This window comes from Prevotella disiens (assembly GCF_900454955.1).
In the GTDB taxonomy this organism is placed as follows: domain Bacteria; phylum Bacteroidota; class Bacteroidia; order Bacteroidales; family Bacteroidaceae; genus Prevotella; species Prevotella disiens.
Genome location: NZ_UGTL01000001.1, coordinates 2,112,103 through 2,133,281 on the forward strand (window position 1 = coordinate 2,112,103; position 21,179 = coordinate 2,133,281).

The following is a 21,179-nucleotide window of genomic DNA, read 5'->3' on the forward strand; positions in this document are numbered from 1 at the left end:
TTATTGGTTAATGAGTGCTTGCCATCCTGTCGTATTATAGCGTATATATTCAGACAAAGTCTGTTTTGCCTCTTCTTTGCCGATTTTTGCATTTGAAACAATTTCTTCTATAATTGTTACCCATATAAAAGAGGAAATCCGAAAGAATAGTGGTGAAACATTTGTTTGAAGTTGTGGATATACTTTTTGCATGTGGTCAATATATTCTTTACTTATTGCTACTTGTTCGTCGATAAAATTCTCACGGAAAACTTCCAAAGAAGTGTCTTTTGACTCAAAGAGCAGCAACTTTAATTCTTCTTTATACAAGAAAATTATTTTAAGCGTTTCTCTTAGCAAATCTTTTTGGTCTTGCATCGAGAAACCAACTTTGTCTATCTTGTCTTTTTCTATGTGATAGGAAGCCATTCTTTCATGTAAGACGGCAAGTAAAGGTTTGAGAACTGCATAAAAAATATCATCTTTTGTCTTAAAATAATTGTAGATATTACCTAAGACAATTCCTGACTTTGCAGAAATCGTGCGCATCGACGTTTTTTTAAAGCCATTTTTAATAAACTCATTGCGAGCAGCCATGACAATTCGGCTTCTTATTTCTTCTTTTAATATTTTCATCGCTATTTTATTAACGGACATTTTTCTGTTTTGTTCACAAAAAAAGCGCACCATTCTATGATGAATGATGCGCTACTGTGCTGTTTCAATTCAGAAATTCTTTGTATATGATATTTATCCTTTGTCATAAACTTTTTTTAGATGCTGCAAAGTTAGAAATAATGACATTTCTCCACAATACCTAAAAATAGTGATTTCTTATAAAATGCACCACTCAATAATGGGAGATTTTTTGCACCCAAATTAGAAAAACTAACGAGGCGGCTGTATGAAAGTCGTAAAATATAGGAATGCTTATCCCATTTCATGTTTTTACGCAATTGTTTTACGATTATTATTTGTATTTTTGCACTTGTTGGTGTTTTTCAAAATAGTATCTCTTGACACCCTTTCCATAGATGCCAAAAATCAAAACCTACTGTTTTGAAACGCAAAACAATAGGTTTTGAAGCGCAAAAGAGCCTATTTTGAATTTCAAAACAATAGGTATGACTTTTGAGGGAGTTGCACGATAAGCAAAGAACAAGGCTCTCAATTGATTCAAGAAAACGATAATAAGTGGAATAACAATGTGTTCCGCTTTCACAAATTCAATACAAATAACAATGGAAAATCAATATAGAAAAACGTTTGCAGACTTAATGGTGGGCAAAAAAATAGTCTATGTTCACGGCTTTATGTCGTCTGGGGCTACCCATACGGCTAAAATTCTGCAAGAATATATGCCTGATTCTACGGTGATTGCACCCGACTTGCCCATTCACCCAGAAGAGGCGATGTCGCTTTTACGACAAATTCAGGCAGACGAACAACCCGACTTATTCATTGGAACATCAATGGGTGGCATGTACACCGAAATGCTTTACGGCACCGACCGCATCTGTGTAAATCCAGCTTTCCACATGGGAACAACCATTAGCGAAAGTAATATGTTGGGAAAACAAGTTTTTCAAAATCCACGCAAAGACGGTGTACAAGAAATTATCGTTACAAAGGCGTTGCAAAAGGAGTATAAGGAGATTACCGAACAATGTTTTTCGGGCATTACAGAGGAGGAAAAAAGTAGGGTTTACGGTCTCTTTGGCGATGCCGACCCGATTGTTCATACCTTCGATTTATTCCATGAACATTATCCGCAAGCCTTTCATTTTCATGGTGAACACCGCCTTGTTGAGAAAGCAATCTTCCATTTCATCATGCCCGTTATTCGGTGGATTGACGACAAACAAGAAGGACGTGAACGCAAAACTGTACTCATTGATTGGTCTACCCTATCAGACAATTACGGCAAACCAAAATCAAGTTTGTTCAAGGCTTACGAAATGCTGTTGAACCACTATAATGTTTACTTTGTAGCCCCTGCCCCAACCAACAATCCAACAGCAATGATAGAGGTGCAAAAATGGATAAAAGAGGTGTTCAGTGCGCCTGCTTGGAACCATGTTTTATTTGCTAATGAACCTCAACTCTTATTAGGCGATTACTTGATTTCTACCAATAAAAATGATGGTTTTATGGGGACAACGCTGCAATTTGGCAGCGATGAATTTAAAACATGGGAAGAACTCATCATTTATTTTGAAAGATTGGGAGGACAATGACCGAAGGAAACATAACAGCACACGAACTTTTTGCTCGCATTCAGGAGATTATCAACTTTTCTGATAATGACTTTTCTACACAAAATCGGCTGATACACGACACGTTAGTATTGGCTTGCCACGAAGGATTGAAAGGCACTCAACACGGTTTTGGTAACCTTTCTTCGCAAGTTGATAGGCTTTGCCGACAGCACAACATCACCCCTCAAGACACGGTAGCCATTCATTTGATGCGCCACCACAGCAATTCCGTCGCACCAATCCTACCTCAAGAACTCTTGTACGATTGCCGAGCATTGGCTATTTTCATTTCTGCGGTTTTCAATATGCCTATCCCTGCTTTTCTCGTTGGGAAGATTCCAAGCATTGGAAGGCGCACTAACTTTCAAATTGCCAATTATCGCTACATTCGTTGTACGGTTCACGCGTGGGACGAGCAAACAATTCGGGTCGGAATACTCAACCAAGAAGCTGGAGAAGAGGAGGTTATCGTAGATTATATCAATACGCCAGAACACATAAACCTAACTTATATTCGAAAAATCTTGCGGGAAGGAATGCAATTAAACTTACTGGATTGCAGTGTAAAACGGAAACGCATCGTGCCACGTATCATCGTTGTTGAACCCGATTTCCTTGTCGATATTTCTTCCATCGCCCAATGTTTTGAAGAATATGGACACCACCCGTTGCTCTATTTGGTCAATAGAATGCAATCGAAAGCGTCAAGTTCAGCCATTCTGTTGGGCAATTTTGCCAGCACAGCACTCGACGAAATCATCAATAATCCGCAATACGACATCACAGAAGCCTTTAAAGCAAACTTCCGAAATAAGGCTTTAGACTTTGCTACTTGCACCGATTTTAAACCAAACGAATTTATAGAAGACGGCAAAAAGCAAGCTAAAAACATTCAAGGTATCGTAGACGATTTGTTTAAAACCTACGATAAGCAAAAAGCAATACTCGAACCATCGTTCGTTTGCGAAAGTTTGGGCATACAAGGACGTGTCGATTTAATGACAACTGATTTTGAATTATTAGTAGAACAAAAGTCGGGAAAGAATTTTCATATTGCAAGCAAACGCCCTAACAAGCACGGCTCTATGTATTTAGAGAAACATTATGTGCAAGTTTTGCTCTATTTTGGCATCTTACAATACAATTTCAGTCGCAGTATACGAGCTACAAATATTCATTTACTCTACTCGAAATATCCACTTCCTGACGGACTTTTAGAAGTAGAAGCCTTGCAATCGCTCATCATGGAGGCGATAAAATTCCGCAATCAAGTGGTAGCAACAGAGTATTGGATAGGCGAAAACGACTTCTCAAAGCTCATTCCGCAACTCACACCCAACACTTTAAAAATAGAAGCGTGTAACGACCGTTTTTATGAACAATATATTTTGCCTCGTTTAACCACAACGCTTGCACCGCTACACCACCTTACAGCATTAGAAAAAGCCTATTTTTCTCGTATGATGCGCTTCGTTATCAAAGAACAAATCATATCAAAAGTGGGCTATCAAGAGGGAACTGGTAGCAGCAATGCCGACCTTTGGAACATGCCATTGGCAGGAAAAATAGAAACGGGAAACATCTACACAGGACTGAAAATCGTCCAAAAAGAAAAAAGTTCAGAGTATAGCGGCTACGATATTGTTACACTTTCTGTACCAGAACAAGGCGATAATTTTCTGCCAAACTTTCGCCGTGGCGATATGGTGTATCTGTATGCTTATCGAAAAAACGAACTCCCCGATGTTAGAAACGCCATTCTCTTTCGTGGTTCGCTACAAGAAATACATAGTAACACCATCATTGTGCGCTTGAACGATGGACAACAGAACCCTGATTTACTCTCTGGCGACCAATTTGCAATAGAACATAGCAGCAGTGATATAGGTGCTACAACAGCAATTCAAGGTCTACACACTTTCGTTACGGCAAGCAAAGAACGAAAAGACTTGCTTTTAGGACAACGAGAGCCACAAAAAGACACAACAATAGGACTTACAAAAAGTTATAATCCTACCTATGATGACATTATTTTGCGTGCCAAACAAGCTTCAGATTATTTTCTTTTAATCGGTCCTCCAGGTACGGGCAAAACCTCAATGGCATTGCAATATCTTGTAAGAGAGCATGAAGGAAAAGATATATTGCTACTTTCATACACCAATCGTGCCGTGGACGAAATCTGCGGAATGCTCGCTGACAACGAAATTCCATTTCTCCGCTTGTCGAAAGAATACTCGTGCGACCCACGATTTACCGATAATTTGCTTACCAATGCAATAAAAACAAACCCTACATTAGAGCATATTAAACAAACCATTGCAGCTTCTCGCATCATTGTCAGCACCACAGCAAGCCTCGCTACACACACGGCAATCTTTGATATTAAACACTTTGAACTTGCTATCATTGATGAAGCGAGTCAAATTCTTGAACCAAATATCGTTGGATTGCTTGCTGCACATAGAAATAAAAAGCAGATAATTAACAAATTTATCCTCATTGGCGACCATAAACAATTGCCTGCCGTGGTGCAACAAGACAGTAAAGAGTCGGCAAGCAATTCGCCTTTGTTAGAAGAAATACACCTTCCTAACTGTGCAAACTCCTTGTTTGAACGCCTCATATTGACCGAGCGAGCAGCTCAACGCACCAATTTCATAGGTATATTGCGTAAACAAGGACGTATGCACCCCGATATTGCAGCTTTTCCAAACGCTTATTTCTATGCTCGTGAGCAATTAGAATGTGTGCCTTTGGAGCATCAAATGGAATTAAAATTGCCTTATAACGAAGAAAGTGAAGATGCAATTGATGACTTTTTAAAGGCGCATCGCATGATTTTTATCCCTTCAAAATCGTGCCGTCAAGCTAATATTTCAGAGAAAGTAAATACAGAAGAAGCGCGCATTGTAGCCGACCTTGTGCGCCGTTTACACCGACAAATGAGCAAAACATTCGATGCACAGAAGTCAATTGGTATCATTGTGCCTTACAGAAACCAAATTGCAATGATAAGAAAGGAATTAGAACAGCTCCATTTGCCCGAAATAGAAAAGATAAGTATTGACACTGTGGAGCGTTATCAAGGCAGTCAGCGTGATGTTATCATCTATTCGTTCACCATTCAAAACCGCTTTCAATTGGAATTTCTCACTGCCAACACCTTCGTTGAAGACGGAAAAGCAATCGACCGCAAACTAAATGTCGCCATAACTCGCGCCCGAAAGCAACTCATTTTGACAGGAAATGAAGCCACATTGCGCCAAAATCAACTTTTCAGCGAACTGATTGATTATATAAAAAGGAAAGATGGAAGGCTGGTTTTATAGTCTAAAATCGTCATTTCAAGGCATAAAAAAAGGAGTACCGCTGTACTTATTAAATAATCCTTAACATAAATTTAGAATTATTATATCTACCTATATATCAATTAGTTACAAAATTTCTTTGTTGTTTCACTTTTTCAAATTATCTTTGTAGATACTACAAAAGTGTAAACCAAGTGTAAACCAGAGATAAAAAAAAGAGATATGAAAGTAACGGTAAAATTGTACAAGTCCAAAAAATTGGCAAACGGTGAAAATCCTATTGTGGTGGAATTATCACATAACAAAAAAAGAAAGATAATCAGTACTGGGGAAAGTGCCAAACCATCCAATTGGCTAAATAGTGGCAAGATAGGGAGTAGAGATGCAAGGAGTACCATAAAGAATAAAAACATTAAGGATGTATATAATACCTTATACAATAGGTGTGATGAGTGTTGGAACAAGTTGGGATTATATGATTTCAGCTTGATTTGTGATATTACTAAACCAATAATCAAAGAAAAAGAACAATCTTATATAGATGATGATGATGTTAAATTTACTGACTTCTATCAACTCATTGACTATAAAGCACAAACACAAAAAGCAAGTTCGTTGAAAAATTACAAACAATTGAAGAACTATCTAAAAAGTATATATGGTGATGAACTACCTATGAATAGTATTAACCAAAGATGGGTAGATATATTTCAAAACAATCTATCAGAAAATAAGAGCGTTCAACAACAAGCAAAATTGGCAAAATACTTCAAAATTGTATTTAATTTCGGAAGGGAAAATGATTTGATAAATAATAGAAAAGTAATCATAAACAAGAAGATGACAGTATATAAAGTACAAGGAAAAAAAGCATTAACACCAATTGCACTGAAGACACTGTTTGACCATTTAACTGCAGTATTATTTAGCCACAAACCCGAAAGAGATTACATTTTAACCTATAATATGCACAATGTTTGCAACGGGTTAATGGTGTATATGTTAGATTTTTTCTTTCAAGGTTTAGCTCCTGTGGATTTGGCAAATCTAAAGATGGGAGATTTGGAAATTAAATCAAGATTAAAAGAGTCAATGAAAAATAAACAACCAAACGAAATAATAAATAAATTCAAAGGATTAACAAAAGAAGAAATGAAAAATAAACTAAAGGAAATGAATAATAATGATATAAAATATATTGTTTTACCAAATGGTTTATTTCGAAAGAAAACAAGTTCGGAGGCACAGCTTGTAATACCATTAAAAAAGGAATTGGAGGAAATTTTGAAATTTTACAGATACAAAAAAGACGGTACACTAAAAGATAAGGATGATTTTTTAATTAACTTCTTGAGTAAAGACAAACAAAGAACCCCAAAGCAGCAATTAGAACGCATTTCCAACTGTGTTTCATTTTTGAAGAAAGGTATGATAAAAGAATTTGAAAAATTGGACATTGCTAATAATATAATGGATGAGTTCAAGGAGATGTCTTTGTATTCGATGCGACATACATATATTACAGTTGGATTAAGGAATGGTATAAATAAGGAGCAATTGGCAAGTATGGCAGGACATAGCGTTGATGAACAAGCCACATATTTTGATGGATACTTCGACCATCAGTTACTTGAAAATAATCTAAAGATATATAATTCATTAGTAAAATAGATTAGAAACACAAATTGGGGGTAGCCATTAAAAGCTACCCCCAATTTGTTTTATATTGTGTATGGTTATTTGTATGGTTGTTGTGTTTTTATTATTTAGCTATTTATTTGCGTTTTAACGGCTTGTATTGTATTTCCTTGTAAGTTATACCATAATACCACTACAAACGCTAAAAACGGCAGGAAATAGCTTTAAAACGAATTTATTGTTTTATACATCCTCCAATAATTTGAATATTTGTCTAATATATTGAAATATTTTGTTTGTTTGATTTATTAGATATTACACCATACAATATAAGATAATATAAAAATAGTCATATATAGCGTTTATTTTCGTTTTAAGCCGTTATTTTTCTTTCAGTAATAAACTATACTATAATATCATCATAAACGCTTGTAGGGGCAGGAAATAGCCTTATATTGAATTTTATTGTTTGTTTGTCCCTATATTATATATTTTATATGTGTATGGCTTGTTTTGTTTTTGCCATACAATAGATATTTATAATAAAGAAACAAAATACAATTATGATTGACGAAGATTATTTACAGATGATGACCCCATACAAAATATACAAGGTTGGGGATAAATACTTGCAATATTGGTTTGATAGTGGGGAGTTAGTAGATATAACGGAAACGGAGGAAATACACAGGGCTGTTTTGTGTTCAAGCAAATAATTATATATAAACCAATTAGTTGGTAAACGGTGTTTATATCTTTTTAGATATGGATGCCGTTTTTCTTTTTATATATAAAATAGGGTATGTACCAATTGGTGGCCACCCCTATGTACCAATTGGTGGCCACCCCTATACACCAAATGGTGGCCACATATAATAATAAAATATATTACTAAAATATATTTTTTATTATTATAGAAAAAGAAAAAGAAAAAGAAAGAGGATTAGGGTATTTGCCTTTAGGGGCAAAACCCATCCTCATCTTTTCTTTTATTGTGTGGTTATCCTTATTTTTTTTTATTTGTATGGTTTGTTCTTTTTAGAGATAAAGAATAAAAAACAGTAGAGCCATATAGATAACAAAGAGGATGACCCCTCAAGGGGTAAATCCTCAATGTAAAATATATAAAAATACATAGTAACAAAATGTTACATAGGTAGTAACAAAATGTTACATAGGTAGTAATAAAATGTTACACAAAGAATATAATAAGAATATAATAAGATATTCTTATTATATTAAAGAAAATAAATAAAAGAAAGAGGATTAGGGGATATTTGCTTTGGGAGCAAATCCCCCATCCTCTCTTTTTATTTTTGTATGGTTAGTCTTATATATAATATCAGAGATAACAGACAGACACAGACAAAGAACACAAACAGCAGAACCACACAGATAGATAACAAAGAGGATGACCCCTCAAGGGGTAAATCCTCAATGTAAAATATATAAAAATACATAGTAACAAAATGTTACATAGGTAGTAACAAAATGTTACATAGGTAGTAATAAAATGTTACACAAAGAATATAATAAGAATATAATAAGATATTCTTATTATATTAAAGAAAATAAATAAAAGAAAGAGGATTAGGGGATATTTGCTTTGGGAGCAAATCCCCCATCCTCTCTTTTTATTTTTGTATGGTTAGTCTTATATATAATATCAGAGATAACAGACAGACACAGACAAAGAACACAAACAGCAGAACCACACAGATAGAGAGCAAAGAGGATGACCCCTCAAGGCAATCCCCATTTGCTCGTAAAAGAAAATATTACTTTATAACTTTTGTTTTTAATATTTTTTACATATCTTTGCATCAATAAAGGATTAAAAGTATATTTTACAAAGTTTTTTATTCCTATTAAAAAATATTTTCAACTTATAATTTATTAACAATCAGTTAGTTATAAAATAATTGATAAAATAATTAAAAATTTTTTACTAAAATTATTGACTTTTTACATTTTAAGATGTATTTATTATATAGAAAGACACAAATACAAATGAGACATTTAACAGACGAACATAAAGCAAAATTATCAAGGTCAGTAAAACGCACAAAATCGTTTTTTTCAGACGAAAGAAAAGAGCAAATAAAAGCAAAGCAACGAAACACAATAGCAACAAAAGAGGCCATCCTAAAAATATGGGAAATAGTAACGAAAAATGAAAAAATACAAGAAATGATTATAAAAGAAATAAACAAATATAATAAGGATAACAATAATAAATAAAAGGTATTGAGTAATAGGGGGGTAAAATTTTTCATTTTAGCTTTTCTTTATTTCTAACCCCCCCTCCATACCTTATATATAAAGAAACCAAAGAAAAGCTAAACAAATAATATATTAAAAGAAAAAGCTAAAAAATGAATATCGTGATAAATACAAAATTATTTGAGATATTTCCCAATCTAGTAATAGCACATATTTTCAATATGCTACTATTCAGCCAAACAAATACCTACCAACAAACATATATTGCAAAACATTTAGGACTAACAAGGATGACCGTTGCAAGGTCATTAAAATGGTTAAAAACAGAAGGTTATATAGATTATACAAGAAGTAAATACAAAGAAGTAATTACAACAAAATTTACCTTAACAGAAAAAGCACTACAAATAAAAGCGGAGATAGAAAAAGAGGAAAACGAACAAACAGAACAACAACAAGAAAAGAAAGAAGAAAAGAAAGAAAACATACCAACCACACATAAAGAGAGAGAGCAAGGGGATGCCCCTCAAGGGCAAATCCCCAATTGCTCGAACGAAATTAAAAAGAACGCTACAAAACAACCTAAACCAACAAACACAAAGTTTTTAGATATAGTAGCAGCAAGAAGGGAATACGAAAATAAATTAAAAGAAAAATTCACAATACAAAATGGCAAACTTTCTTAATTTAGAGCAAATAACGGAGGTACTTTTGAAGTACAATAGCACCGACCATAACGGGTACAAATGTGGATTGAAGGCACTAGATGATATAATGAGGTTAGACCGAAGTACATTGGCAATATGTGTTTCAACGCCAGGGGCAGGTAAGAGTACATTTGTTAATTACTATACTTACTTGATGGCGAAGGAAAACAATTGGAAAACACTATACATTCCGTTTGAAGGCTCAACGGGTAGATTTGTAAATGACCTATACAAATATTATGGAGATGTACAGCAGATGGCGGAGTATAGCGTAATACTTGATGATACCGAATTTACCGACATTGAAGACCTGTGCAACACCATTAAGGAGGCAAAGGAGGCAAAAAATATAGATATGGTTGTGCTTGACAATTTCACTTGCTTGCAAAATTTGTATGGCAGCAGTAACGAAACATATGAAATAGGAAAAATACTTACAAGTTTCACACAGTTAGCAAAGAAATTGAATATATGTTTTTTGTTAGTTGTACACACTAGAAAAATGAACAAAGGTGAAGAGATTGACGGTTATTCGGCTAGTGGTAGCGCACACTTTTTTAACTTAGCTGACTACATCTTTTCAGTCCAAATTACAGATAGAGAGCGTTTTATAACAGAAATAACAACGCTAAAAATCAGAAATAATATAGATTGTGGTGTATGTGGAAGAAGTGTTTGTTTGCAGTTCGACCCAATAACAAAAGTATATATGGAGGCACAAGAAACAGACCTTCCGTTTACAACCTATTTGGAAAGTATGTACAAAACCACCACAGCAGCACCCCAAATAAAGACATTAGAAACGATAAAAATTGGTGATAATGTGGTTAGCATTAAACAAGAAAAAGAACACACAGAAACAAGTAAAAGAGTTCCTGAAGGCATCCTAACCGACACCAAAGTAAGTGTTTTCCAACTGACACCTCAAGGGCAAACAAAGGTAGGTGATGTATCATTATTTGATGCCATACAAATGGGTGAAAAATACAAGGAAAATATTCAACAAATAAGGTCAATAGATAGAGATACAAACGAAAAGGAGTATAAGAGAAAAAAGATGCAAATGCCGATGTTTACCGTTTCCTGTTCGTGTGGCTGCAATGCAAAAGAAATAGACAAATACACAAATATTATTTGTTTAGACATAGACGAAAAGGACAACCAACAAACAAACATAGAGGAAATAAGACAAAAGGTAAATAAACTCCCATACACTTTATATTCAAGCAAAAGCGTTGGAGGTAAAGGTTTGTATTGTTTGATATTTGTAGACGGAGATAAGGATGCATTTTTACCCCACTTTAAGGCATTACAAGATGAGTTTTCACAGATAGGTATAACAATAGATAAGAGTTGTAAAAATCTTAACAGATTGCGAGTTATTAGCTATGATACAGAAAGCTATTATAACGAGAAGGCACAAATCTATACAAAGAAAAAGATAAATTTTCCAAAAGTAACTTGCGAGGAAACAAAACCAACATACAAAACTAACCATACAAAAGATAAAGCCACCTTCGAAATGGCACTAAAAGACATTGAGGAAAGGAGGCTTATAATAACAAAAACCCACCAAGAAACATTAGACTTAAGTAATTGTATGGCAAGTGTATTTGGAGAGGAAGGGAGAGAATATTTGCACACAATAAGGAAACAAAGAAAAGGTTATGATGCCTATAAAATAAACGAGTGTTTCGACACTTCACTAAATTACATAGAACAAGGCCACCAATATACACTAGGTACATTCTACAAGTACTATAATCAAGCAAAATAAAAATGAAAATAACTGAAATTAAAAGATAAAGAAATGATAGATTACTACAAAATGGCTAACCTTATTTAGCAGTTAGCGGAGGCACAAACAAGCCACGATGCCAGAAGGGTATAGTAGATTAAGAATAAAATAAGAAAATATAATATTTTGATAAACTAATATTAAAGAAAATGATAATAACATATATAATATATTTTATACCATTATTTTGTATTATTGGTATATGGTTGGAAATATTCGTTTTATATAGCAAAATAAAAGAAGATATAGAAAAGATAAATCATACAATAGCAAATAAAAATAATATTGAATATAGAAAAATAATAAATGAAGATAGAAGATAAAGAGCTAAAAGCAATAAAAGCAAGAATAGCACAAAACGGAGGGGTTGAAAGATGTGCTTTTAGCAATGCAAAAATAAGCATAAGAACAAACAACAAACCTATACAAGTAAATAATATAAATCTAAATAATATAAAAGATACAAATAGTATGGAAAAAAGAACACAGAACAAACAAGTACAAGAACAAACAAACGAAAATTTGTTACATAGAGCCATAAAACAAGCATACAACGGCAAAGGTTTTACAAGTGATATTGAGCAAATAAATGACTTAGGTAAGCGTTTGGGAGGACAGGGTAACATTACAATACCAACGAACGAACTACGAGCAATTAACATAGGCAAAGCATCATCTTTTGATGCAGCACTAAAAGTACAAGAAGTAGTAGTAAAACCAACAAATAACATATTTGAGAGACTAGGAGCGACAAAAATTGAAGGTTTAGTAACAAACATCAACTACCCATACATTACTCAAGATAATGTACAATTTAATGCTGTAGGGTACGACCCTCAAGAAATGAAGTTTGGCAACATTGAGCTAAAGCCAAAACGAATTGTAGCTTTGTGTAGTTATTCTGTAGACCTAGTAAACACAACCAATGTGGATGTGCAAAACGCTTTTGTAACTGACTTACTTTCAAGCATCGAACAAGCATTTGAAAAGGCTTTATTAAGTGATACAAAAGAAACAATAGACCTTCCAAAAGGATTGTTTAATGGTGTAACCCCCACAAATGTAACAAGTTACAAAGATTTGGTTGAAATGGAGTATCAAGCAACAACAAAGGATATGGCTAACCTTACATACCTTTGCAGTTCGAAAGCTGCAAAAGCATTAAAGCTAATGACAAACGGTAATTGTCCTGTACTCTGTAATGGTATGATTAACGGCATTAGGGTAATTGAAACAAACAATGTACAAGAAGGCTATATGTGCTTAATTGATGCATCTAAATTGGTGATTGGTGATTGGGGTATGACCGATATTGTCATAGACAAAGTAACACACATTGCAGAAGGTTATATTGAACTGAGTATCAATACATTCAAGAACGGATGTCTAAAAAATCCTAGCCAAATAGTTGTGGGCAAAGTTGCATAATATATTTTATTATTAAATTATCTTTTAATTTATCTTTTTCAATTTAGTTTTTTTAATTTTGATTTTTAATGTTATGATGGGGTAGCTTTCAAACGGCTACCCCTTCTTCTTTTGTATGGTTATCCTATCAACAATTATAATACTAAATCATATTGTATATTATCTACCCTATATAATACTAAACCAACACACCAATAAAACAATAAATTCATTTTAAGCCTATTTCCTGACGATATAAGACGATGTAGTATGTTTGTAGATTATTATACATAAAAGATATTATAGTGGCTTAAAACGCAAATAAAAGCATTTTATATTACACTATAATACTATCAATGAATGATAGTGTAAAATAGATAATACTTCTATGATGTATTATATAAACTATTGTGTAAATTAAGTAAAATATATTTACAATATTGAAAAATAACAATATAGGGGAAGGGGGCCGATTTTTTAGAAGAAGGACCGTCAAAACCCCACCCCTCTTTCCTTTACACACAGGACAAATTTTCAAACTTTATTTACCATCATCTTATTCTTTATATTATACTGTTTCGGTAATCACTCGGTAAAAGTGTAAACCGAAGTGTAAACCAGACTATATTCTATCATTCTTATTTATCCTTAATTACTTGATTATCAATTAGTTATACTTTGATACAATGTATAAAAAAAGGAGTACCGCTGTACTCCAATCTTTGTTAACCTTAAATCTAATACTATGAAAAACACATTGCAAATGTAATGGAGTTTTTTCAAAGTTCAAAGGAAAAAGGTGTAAAACTTTGTATTGTTGCAATTTTATTGATATAAATCAAGAAGAAATGATATATTTGTTTTGTTTATGCTGTATTTTTGCAATTCAAAAAGCAATATTGCTTTCACATCGAAAGTTGTAGGAATAAAACAAAAAAAAAGATGTATTCTTGCGGAATACATCTTTTTTATGCTGTATAGAATAGGATTAACCTACTTGACTGCCTGGTTTTACTTCGCTCAATGTTGTCGTTACGCTGAGTGAACCATCAAAGTTTACGGCTGAAAGTATCATGCCTTGACTTTCGATACCCATCATTTTGCGAGGCGCAAAGTTGGCAACGAAGAGGACGTCTTTGCCGATAAGTTGTTCAGGTTCGTAGAAAGCAGCAATACCACTAAGGATTGTGCGCTCTGTACCTGTACCGTCGTCAATGGTGAATTTCAAGAGTTTTTTGCTCTTCTTTACCTTTTCGCAGTGAACAATGTGTCCCACACGAATGTCCATCTTTTCGAAATCTTCGAAAGCAACGTCTTTTTTAATTGGCTCAGCCTTGTAGTTGGCAGCTTCATTTGCCTTCTTTGTGTCTTCAAGCTTTTGGAGTTGGGCATCGATAGTTTCGTCTTCTATCTTTTCGAACAACAAGTGTGGTTCGTTCAACTGGTGTCCAGCAGCAAGGATATCGGTACTTCCGAGTTGTGTCCAATCGTATTCAGCAAGGTTTATCAAGTTTCTAAGTTCCTTGCTACTGAATGGTAGGAATGGCTCAAAAGCAATGCTGAGGTTAGCAACCAATTGGAGCGAAATGTTCAATATAGTTTCCACACGTTTTGGGTCGGTCTTCCAAACCTTCCAAGGCTCACATTCTGTGATGTAACGGTTACCGATTCGTGCCAAATTCATGGCTTCTTTTTGTGCTTCACGGAACTTAAATACATCAAGATAGCTTTCAACTTTTTCCTTAACGTCTTTAAATTCTTGAATTGTTTGACGGTCTACGTCTTGCAATTCGCCACAAGCAGGCACTATACCGCCCCAATATTTTTGGGTTAATTGCAAAGCACGATTGACGAAGTTGCCATATACTGCTACCAATTCGCTATTGTTGCGCTCTTGGAAATCCTTCCATGTGAAGTTGTTGTCCTTCGTTTCTGGCGCATTGGCAGTAAGCACATAACGCAGTACATCTTGCTTATTTGGGAAATCAACTAAGTATTCGTGCAACCAAACTGCCCAGTTACGGCTGGTCGAAATCTTGTCGTTTTCAAGATTGAGGAACTCATTTGAAGGGACATTATCAGGCAAAATATAGTCGCCATGTGCCTTCAACATGCTTGGGAAGATGATGCAATGGAACACGATGTTATCTTTTCCAATGAAGTGAACCAAGCGTGTTTCATCGTCTTGCCACCACTTTTCCCATTTTCCAAAGCGTTCTGGATTGCTGTCGCAAAGCTCTTTTGTGTTTGAGATGTAGCCAATTGGCGCATCGAACCAAACGTAAAGTACTTTTCCTTCTGCACCTTCCACAGGCACAGGGATACCCCAATTGAGGTCGCGAGTCATGGCACGAGGTTGCAAATCCATATCCAACCAACTCTTACATTGTCCGTAAACGTTTGGTCGCCACTCTTTATGGTCGTTTAAAATCCATTGTTTCAACCATTCTTGATAATCGTTCAATGGCAAATACCAGTTCTTTGTAGTTTTAACGACAGGCTTTGACCCCGAAATGGTAGAGTGTGGATTGATGAGTTCCATAGGACTGAGGTCGCTTCCGCACTTCTCGCATTGGTCGCCGTATGCGTTTTCGTTATGGCAATGAGGACATTCGCCCATTACATAACGGTCGGCTAAGAATTGTTTTGCTTCTTCATCGTAAAGCTGTTCGCTTTCTTTTTCAATGAGTTTGCCTTCATCGTAGAGTTTACGGAAGAAGTCTGATGCAAACTTATGGTGGGTTTCGCTCGTGGTACGACTATAAACATCGAACGAAATACCAAATTCCTCGAACGAATCTTTAATCATTTTGTGGTAACGGTCGCACACTTCTTGTGGCGTAATGCCCTCTTTCTTTGCACGCAAAGTGATAGGCACACCATGTTCATCGCTACCTCCTACAAATAAAACTTCTTGTTTCTTCAAACGCAAGTAGCGCACATAAATGTCAGAAGGAACGTAAACCCCTGCAAGGTGTCCTATATGCACACCACCATTGGCGTATGGCAAAGCTGCCGTTACGGTGGTTCTTTTAAATTTCTTATCTGTCATAATCTTTTATTTTTCTATTTGCAAAGTTACATTAAATAGGTGGAATGACCTAATCTTTGTTTGTTGCGAATGATTTTAAAGCCTATGAAGGCTGAATAGTTATCGTATGCTAATAATTTTTGCACTCTCAAGACACCCAATGGTGTGGGTTCCTTTCTTGTAAACGTCCTCATTGCCAGGCATATCGAGGACAAACCCAGCTGCTTTTACCTGTGCTACGAGGTTGTCATAAGCTGGTTTGTTGAACACACCTATGATGATGGCATCGTCTTTGAAGGCGATATAGCTTGAAATACCTTTCTTTAAAGGCTTTGGATAGTCTTCATATTTACCTTCTGTGATGACTTTTGCAAGGCGGCAATTCTTGTAAAAGAGTTTTGAAAACTTATCGAAATGATAAATTTCGTAGCCGTTTACTTGCTTGTAGCCATACTTTTTCGCAACTTCAGACACGGAAGTAGGATTGTCTAACATCGTGATAACTTCTGGAATACTAACGATTTCAGGGTTGGCAGTAACTGCTGCTACTGACGGAGCAGGCATTGTGTCGGGCTGATTCTTTACATTTTTCGATGTGCCACAACTACTTAAAATCATAGTAACCATAGCAATTGCAACTGCTATAAAATGTTTTTGTCTCATATTTTTTATTGCTTAAAAAGTAATTATAAGGTGCAAAGTTACTACTTTTTTATGATTCAAAAACATAAGAGCATTGTAAAATTAAGACTTTCAATTTGTTATTGCACAAAATATGAGCAACGAATGGTGGCTAAGAGATAGAGAAATAAACTTTTAAACTTCCACTTATTTTAATGCAGAATTGTGGAATATGGAACAATTCATATTTTCTAAATTTTTGAAATAGGCGGTTTTACGGTTCAAAATAGGCTCTTTTGAACCGCAAAACCTATTGTTTTGAATTGAGAAATAATAAGTTTGAAAAATGGTTTTATAAACACTTGATTTTCAAAACAATACAGATTGGTCAAAATTTCTTGTATTTTAAGGGGTTTTTTAAGAATTAGTTTTGTCTTGTTTTGAGTTTTTTATTGGCATAAAGTAGGTTGTGAACGCGCGAATATAGAGGATTATACGGGCGTATAAACTAACAAAAAAGGTTAGAAAAATCGTGATACTTCATTTTCTAACCTTGGGTACTAAAACAAGTGTTGGTCTTTTTCTGTGAAAGAATAAACGTTTATTCGCCCATTCCTGTATCGTATGGAGAGTTGCCAAAGTCGTCGTCCATTTCGTTATCACGCTGTTTATCCTTACGTTTCTTGGTGTTTCCAAAGTTCCAAGTAAGGGTTAAACGAACACGTCGGGCGGAATGCCAACTTTCTTGATAGCGTGTGAACGAGTCGTTGGATATGTAACTCTTGTTTTTGCGTGTGTTGAAGAGGTCGCGACAGTTTAATGACAACATCAATTGCTTATTAAAGAAACTCTTACGGAAGCCTAAATCCACACTTCCGCTTGGCTTTCTGTAGCCTTGCGCTAAGCTTTGACGACTATTATAATTACCCGTGATTTGCAAAGACATATCGTATGGCAACATAATACTGGCTTGCGAGCGCACATTCCAAGTGAAACTGCTGTTGCCTTTGCCCGTTATGGTTTGTCCTTCAATATCGAAATCAAATCCATTGAGCTTGTAATAATAGAAATTGGCTGTGGTTGAAAGATTGAGAATGCGGAAAAGTTGGTTGCGAGCCGTCAATTCCAAACCCGTAGAGGTGCTTTTTGCCACGTTGAAAGTGGTTTGATACATCTTACCATCAGTCTGTCCACGATAAGTTATGCTTTGCATTACGTCAGTAGTTGGGCGGTAATAAGCCGAAACCAATAGCGAATGTTTTGCCCAAGTGCGGAGATAATTCAATGAGAACGAATTGCTGTATTCAGGTGTAAGTTCTGGATTACCAAAAGAAGTGATGGTTGCATCGCGTGTATTGCGGAAAGAGTTGAGTTGTCCACCCCATGGTCGGCGCAAACGGCGTGTATAATTCACTTGCAATTGGTCGTTCTGAGTGAGTTGATAGCTCATGAAAATACTTGGGAAGAGCTGGAAATAATCTTTTTTGAAAGGTGTTCCACGCAAACTTGCATCGTGTTCTTGCGCCCACGAATAGCTCTCTGTATTTACTTTCCAATACTCTCCACGCAAACCAGCCATAAGTCCGAACTTGCCAAAGTTATAAGCTAATGTGGTGTAAAGGGCATGAACGTCGTTCTTATAAATAAATCGGTTGTAATAAGCCTCGTCCTCTTGAAGATTGTTCCCCTCGTAACTATTGCGGTCGATAAAACTTTCTTGAGGCGTATTCTCCTTAGATAGGTTGGCTTGATAGCCTGCTTGAAGGCGGAGAGCCTTAGAAATTTGGTTCTCATAGTCCAACTTTATTTCCCATGAAGAGTTATTAACGTGCATTGGACGATATTGGTATGTGCCGTTATATTCCGATGGAACTACGTCGCCTTGGGCGTTAAAATAGGTGGTAGAGTCCTGATAAATATTGCCATGGTCCGACTTCCATTTATTATAACCTACTGTAAAATCTAAGAAATGCTTATCCGTGAAATTGTGTCGATAGCCAAATTCGCCGTGCAGCATGCGCATATCGTTGTCGCCAGTGGTGGTACGATACATTAAACGGCTATCGAATGGCGCACCAACTGTACCGTAATGGTAAGGAGTGGTGTTGCTACTGCTGCCGCCACCCAACATAAACATACCACTTAACGAGAAGTCGTCTTTCTTTGTAGCGTGTAAAGTGAGTCCAGCACGAGTGAAAAGATTGTTGCCTTGTCGGTCGTTTTCGGCAGCATAACGTTGATAGGTATTGGTATTAAGGTTAGTTTGCTCGCTCCACGAACCGCCTTTATGCTTTCTGTGGCGGTAGCCTACACTTGCATACGCATCGATAAGCGAACTATTATAATTGATATTGACCGATGTATTTGCCCCTCCTCGGGTGTCAGCCCCAGCTTGTACGCTACCATAATAGCCTGCTTTACGATTTTTTTTCAACACAATATTGATGATACCTGCCGAACCTTCAGCCGAAAACTTTGACGATGGATTGTCAATAACTTCTATTTTCTCAATGCTTTCAGCAGGCAATTGTTCCAAAACACTGGCACGATTGTCGCTTGTAAGACCTGATGCCTTGCCATTAATCCATATCTCTACGCTCGAATTTCCACGCAAAGAAACATTGCCATCGTTATCTACTTCAACGCTTGGAATATTCTCTAACACGTCAGAAGCCACTCCGCCAGCGTTAGCTATCTGTTGGTCTACATTGAAAGTCTTGCGGTCTACTTCCAATTTCATGTCGGAACGTTGCGCTGTAACGACAACTTCGTCTAATGATTTTGCATCTTCCGACAAATAAAGTGCGATGAAATTTTTGTTAGTATTGGTGTTGCTGATTTCAAAAGGTTTCACTAAATCTTTATAACCTACAAACGATGCCGTTAAAGTGTAGTTCCCATAAGGCACATCGGTGATGATAAAATGCCCTTCGGTGTCGGTTATTGCCCCTTTAAGTATCTTAGTGCTGCCCGTTTTCCGTATGACAACATTGATAAATTCCAACCCAGTGTTCGACTTTTTGTCTAACACTCTACCTTTAACAGAACCCTGTGCGAGCGCAATTACCGCATTGAATACGAGCAAAAACAAAAATAGATATAACCTTTTCATAATTGAAACTATGACTTTTTTGTGCCATAAAAGTTTAAAAGAGGAAGTAAAAAAAGACACAAAAGTCTATTAAAACGTATTTTTTTTGGTATCTTTGCAAAAGAAATAGTAGCAGGCGGCAATGCCAATCAACATTCGGTTGCCGTTTATGCCCTTGTAGTTCAATGGATAGAACACGGCTCTCCTAAAGCTGAAATATGAGTTCGATTCTCATCGGGGGTACTATCATCTTTTGATTTCATATATTTAATAACCTTTTTTCATTATGTTGGGAGCAATTATAGGCGATATTGTAGGTTCACGCTTTGAGTTTGGTGCTGCACCAGAACGTGATTTTGAGTTTTTTACCAATGAATGTTCGTTCACCGATGATACTATTTGCACAGTAGCCATAGCCGATGCCATACTAAATGGGCGTACTTACAAAGATTCGCTGTTAGATTGGTGTGGCAGATACCCTAATCCGATGGGAGGATATGGCAATATGTTTGTAGAATGGTTATTAGATAAAAATCACGAACCTAAAAATTCTTATGGCAATGGTGCTGCTATGCGTGTCAGTTCGGTAGGGTGGCTCTTCACCGATTGGGAAGAAGTTGTGGCTGAAGCAGAGGCATCGGCAGTCGTAAGCCATAATCATGAAGAAGGAATTAAGGGGGCGCAATGTGTGGCAGAAGTGATTTCATGGTTGCGAAACATGCGTTTTACGAAGCCCGATGTGGAGCAAAAAGTTGAAAAATTCTATGGTTACGAGCTGCCATCTATGCGCGATATTCGCAAGATTGGGGCGCAAGGTCATTTCGATGCCACCTGTCAAGAAACAGTTCCTATGGCATTGCGCTGCTTTATGGACGCTAATAATTTTGAAGAAACCATACGTTTGGCAGTACTTTGTGATGGCGATACCGACACAAAAGCGTGCATAGCAGGTTCAATTGCTGAGGCTTATTACGAAATTCCTGATTGGATTAGCGAAAAAGCTTTTAGTTATTTGCCCGATGATATATTGGATATTTTAGAACAATACTACGATAGAATTCAATTGGACATAAAGCGTTAATCAACTTTCCGCTTACAAAATCAGAATAAATCGT

13 protein-coding genes and 1 tRNA gene are annotated in these 21,179 nt (G+C 35.9%); 10 read left to right on the forward strand and 4 right to left on the reverse strand.

Annotated elements, in window-relative coordinates; translation table 11 throughout:
- Window positions 1-615, reverse strand: a complete 615-nt coding sequence (locus DYI03_RS09290; protein ID WP_036859254.1) for a TetR/AcrR family transcriptional regulator — start codon at window positions 613-615, stop codon at window positions 1-3.
- A gap of 605 nt (window positions 616-1,220) precedes the next feature.
- Here DYI03_RS09290 and DYI03_RS09295 point away from each other — a divergent pair.
- From DYI03_RS09295 to DYI03_RS09325, 8 genes are all read left to right on the forward strand, one after another.
- Complete coding sequence (locus DYI03_RS09295) at window positions 1,221-2,216, forward strand: YqiA/YcfP family alpha/beta fold hydrolase (RefSeq protein ID WP_021668634.1); 996 nt, start codon at window positions 1,221-1,223, stop codon at window positions 2,214-2,216.
- Window positions 2,213-5,569, forward strand: a complete 3,357-nt coding sequence (locus tag DYI03_RS09300; protein ID WP_021668633.1) for a DEAD/DEAH box helicase — start codon at window positions 2,213-2,215, stop codon at window positions 5,567-5,569. Before DYI03_RS09295 ends, DYI03_RS09300 begins: the two co-directional genes overlap by 4 nt.
- Before the next feature lie 201 nt (window positions 5,570-5,770).
- Window positions 5,771-7,219 carry a hypothetical protein gene (locus tag DYI03_RS09305; RefSeq protein ID WP_021668632.1) on the forward strand — a complete coding sequence of 483 codons (1,449 nt, stop codon included), beginning with the start codon at window positions 5,771-5,773 and terminating at the stop codon, window positions 7,217-7,219.
- A 530-nt stretch (window positions 7,220-7,749) separates the two neighbouring features.
- Complete coding sequence (locus DYI03_RS13465; protein WP_021668631.1) at window positions 7,750-7,902, forward strand: hypothetical protein; 153 nt, start codon at window positions 7,750-7,752, stop codon at window positions 7,900-7,902.
- Between the two features lie 1,294 nt (window positions 7,903-9,196).
- Window positions 9,197-9,427, forward strand: a complete 231-nt coding sequence (locus tag DYI03_RS09310; RefSeq protein ID WP_147287678.1) for a hypothetical protein — start codon at window positions 9,197-9,199, stop codon at window positions 9,425-9,427.
- A 143-nt stretch (window positions 9,428-9,570) separates the two neighbouring features.
- Window positions 9,571-10,095 (forward strand): helix-turn-helix domain-containing protein, encoded by a 525-nt coding sequence (locus DYI03_RS09315; RefSeq protein WP_169720541.1) that lies wholly within the window; start codon window positions 9,571-9,573, stop codon window positions 10,093-10,095.
- The gene (locus DYI03_RS09320) at window positions 10,079-11,893 is read left to right on the forward strand and encodes a BT4734/BF3469 family protein (RefSeq protein WP_021668570.1); all 1,815 of its coding nucleotides are present in this window, start codon (window positions 10,079-10,081) and stop codon (window positions 11,891-11,893) included. The genes DYI03_RS09315 and DYI03_RS09320 overlap by 17 nt, the downstream gene beginning before the upstream one ends.
- A 327-nt stretch (window positions 11,894-12,220) precedes the next feature.
- The gene (locus tag DYI03_RS09325; protein WP_021668572.1) at window positions 12,221-13,342 is read left to right on the forward strand and encodes a phage major capsid protein; all 1,122 of its coding nucleotides are present in this window, start codon (window positions 12,221-12,223) and stop codon (window positions 13,340-13,342) included.
- Between the two features lie 967 nt (window positions 13,343-14,309).
- On the opposite strand, the gene metG is transcribed toward DYI03_RS09325, so the two are convergent.
- The 3 genes from metG to DYI03_RS09340 all read right to left on the reverse strand — a co-directional run bounded on the left by metG (window position 14,310) and on the right by DYI03_RS09340 (window position 20,085).
- Window positions 14,310-16,373, reverse strand: coding sequence for a methionine--tRNA ligase (metG, locus tag DYI03_RS09330; protein WP_004356974.1), 2,064 nt, complete (start codon window positions 16,371-16,373; stop codon window positions 14,310-14,312).
- Between the two features lie 99 nt (window positions 16,374-16,472).
- Window positions 16,473-17,015, reverse strand: coding sequence for a hypothetical protein (locus DYI03_RS09335; protein WP_004356956.1), 543 nt, complete (start codon window positions 17,013-17,015; stop codon window positions 16,473-16,475).
- A gap of 559 nt (window positions 17,016-17,574) precedes the next feature.
- Window positions 17,575-20,085, reverse strand: a complete 2,511-nt coding sequence (locus DYI03_RS09340) for a TonB-dependent receptor domain-containing protein (protein ID WP_021668575.1) — start codon at window positions 20,083-20,085, stop codon at window positions 17,575-17,577.
- A gap of 150 nt (window positions 20,086-20,235) precedes the next feature.
- On the opposite strand from DYI03_RS09340, the gene DYI03_RS09345 reads away from it, so the two are divergent.
- Together DYI03_RS09345 and DYI03_RS09350 are read left to right on the forward strand one after the other, a co-directional pair.
- A tRNA-Arg gene (locus DYI03_RS09345) sits at window positions 20,236-20,307 on the forward strand.
- Between the two features lie 43 nt (window positions 20,308-20,350).
- Window positions 20,351-21,145, forward strand: a complete 795-nt coding sequence (locus DYI03_RS09350; RefSeq protein ID WP_021668577.1) for an ADP-ribosylglycohydrolase family protein — start codon at window positions 20,351-20,353, stop codon at window positions 21,143-21,145.
- Window positions 21,146-21,179: the final 34 nt, after the last annotated feature.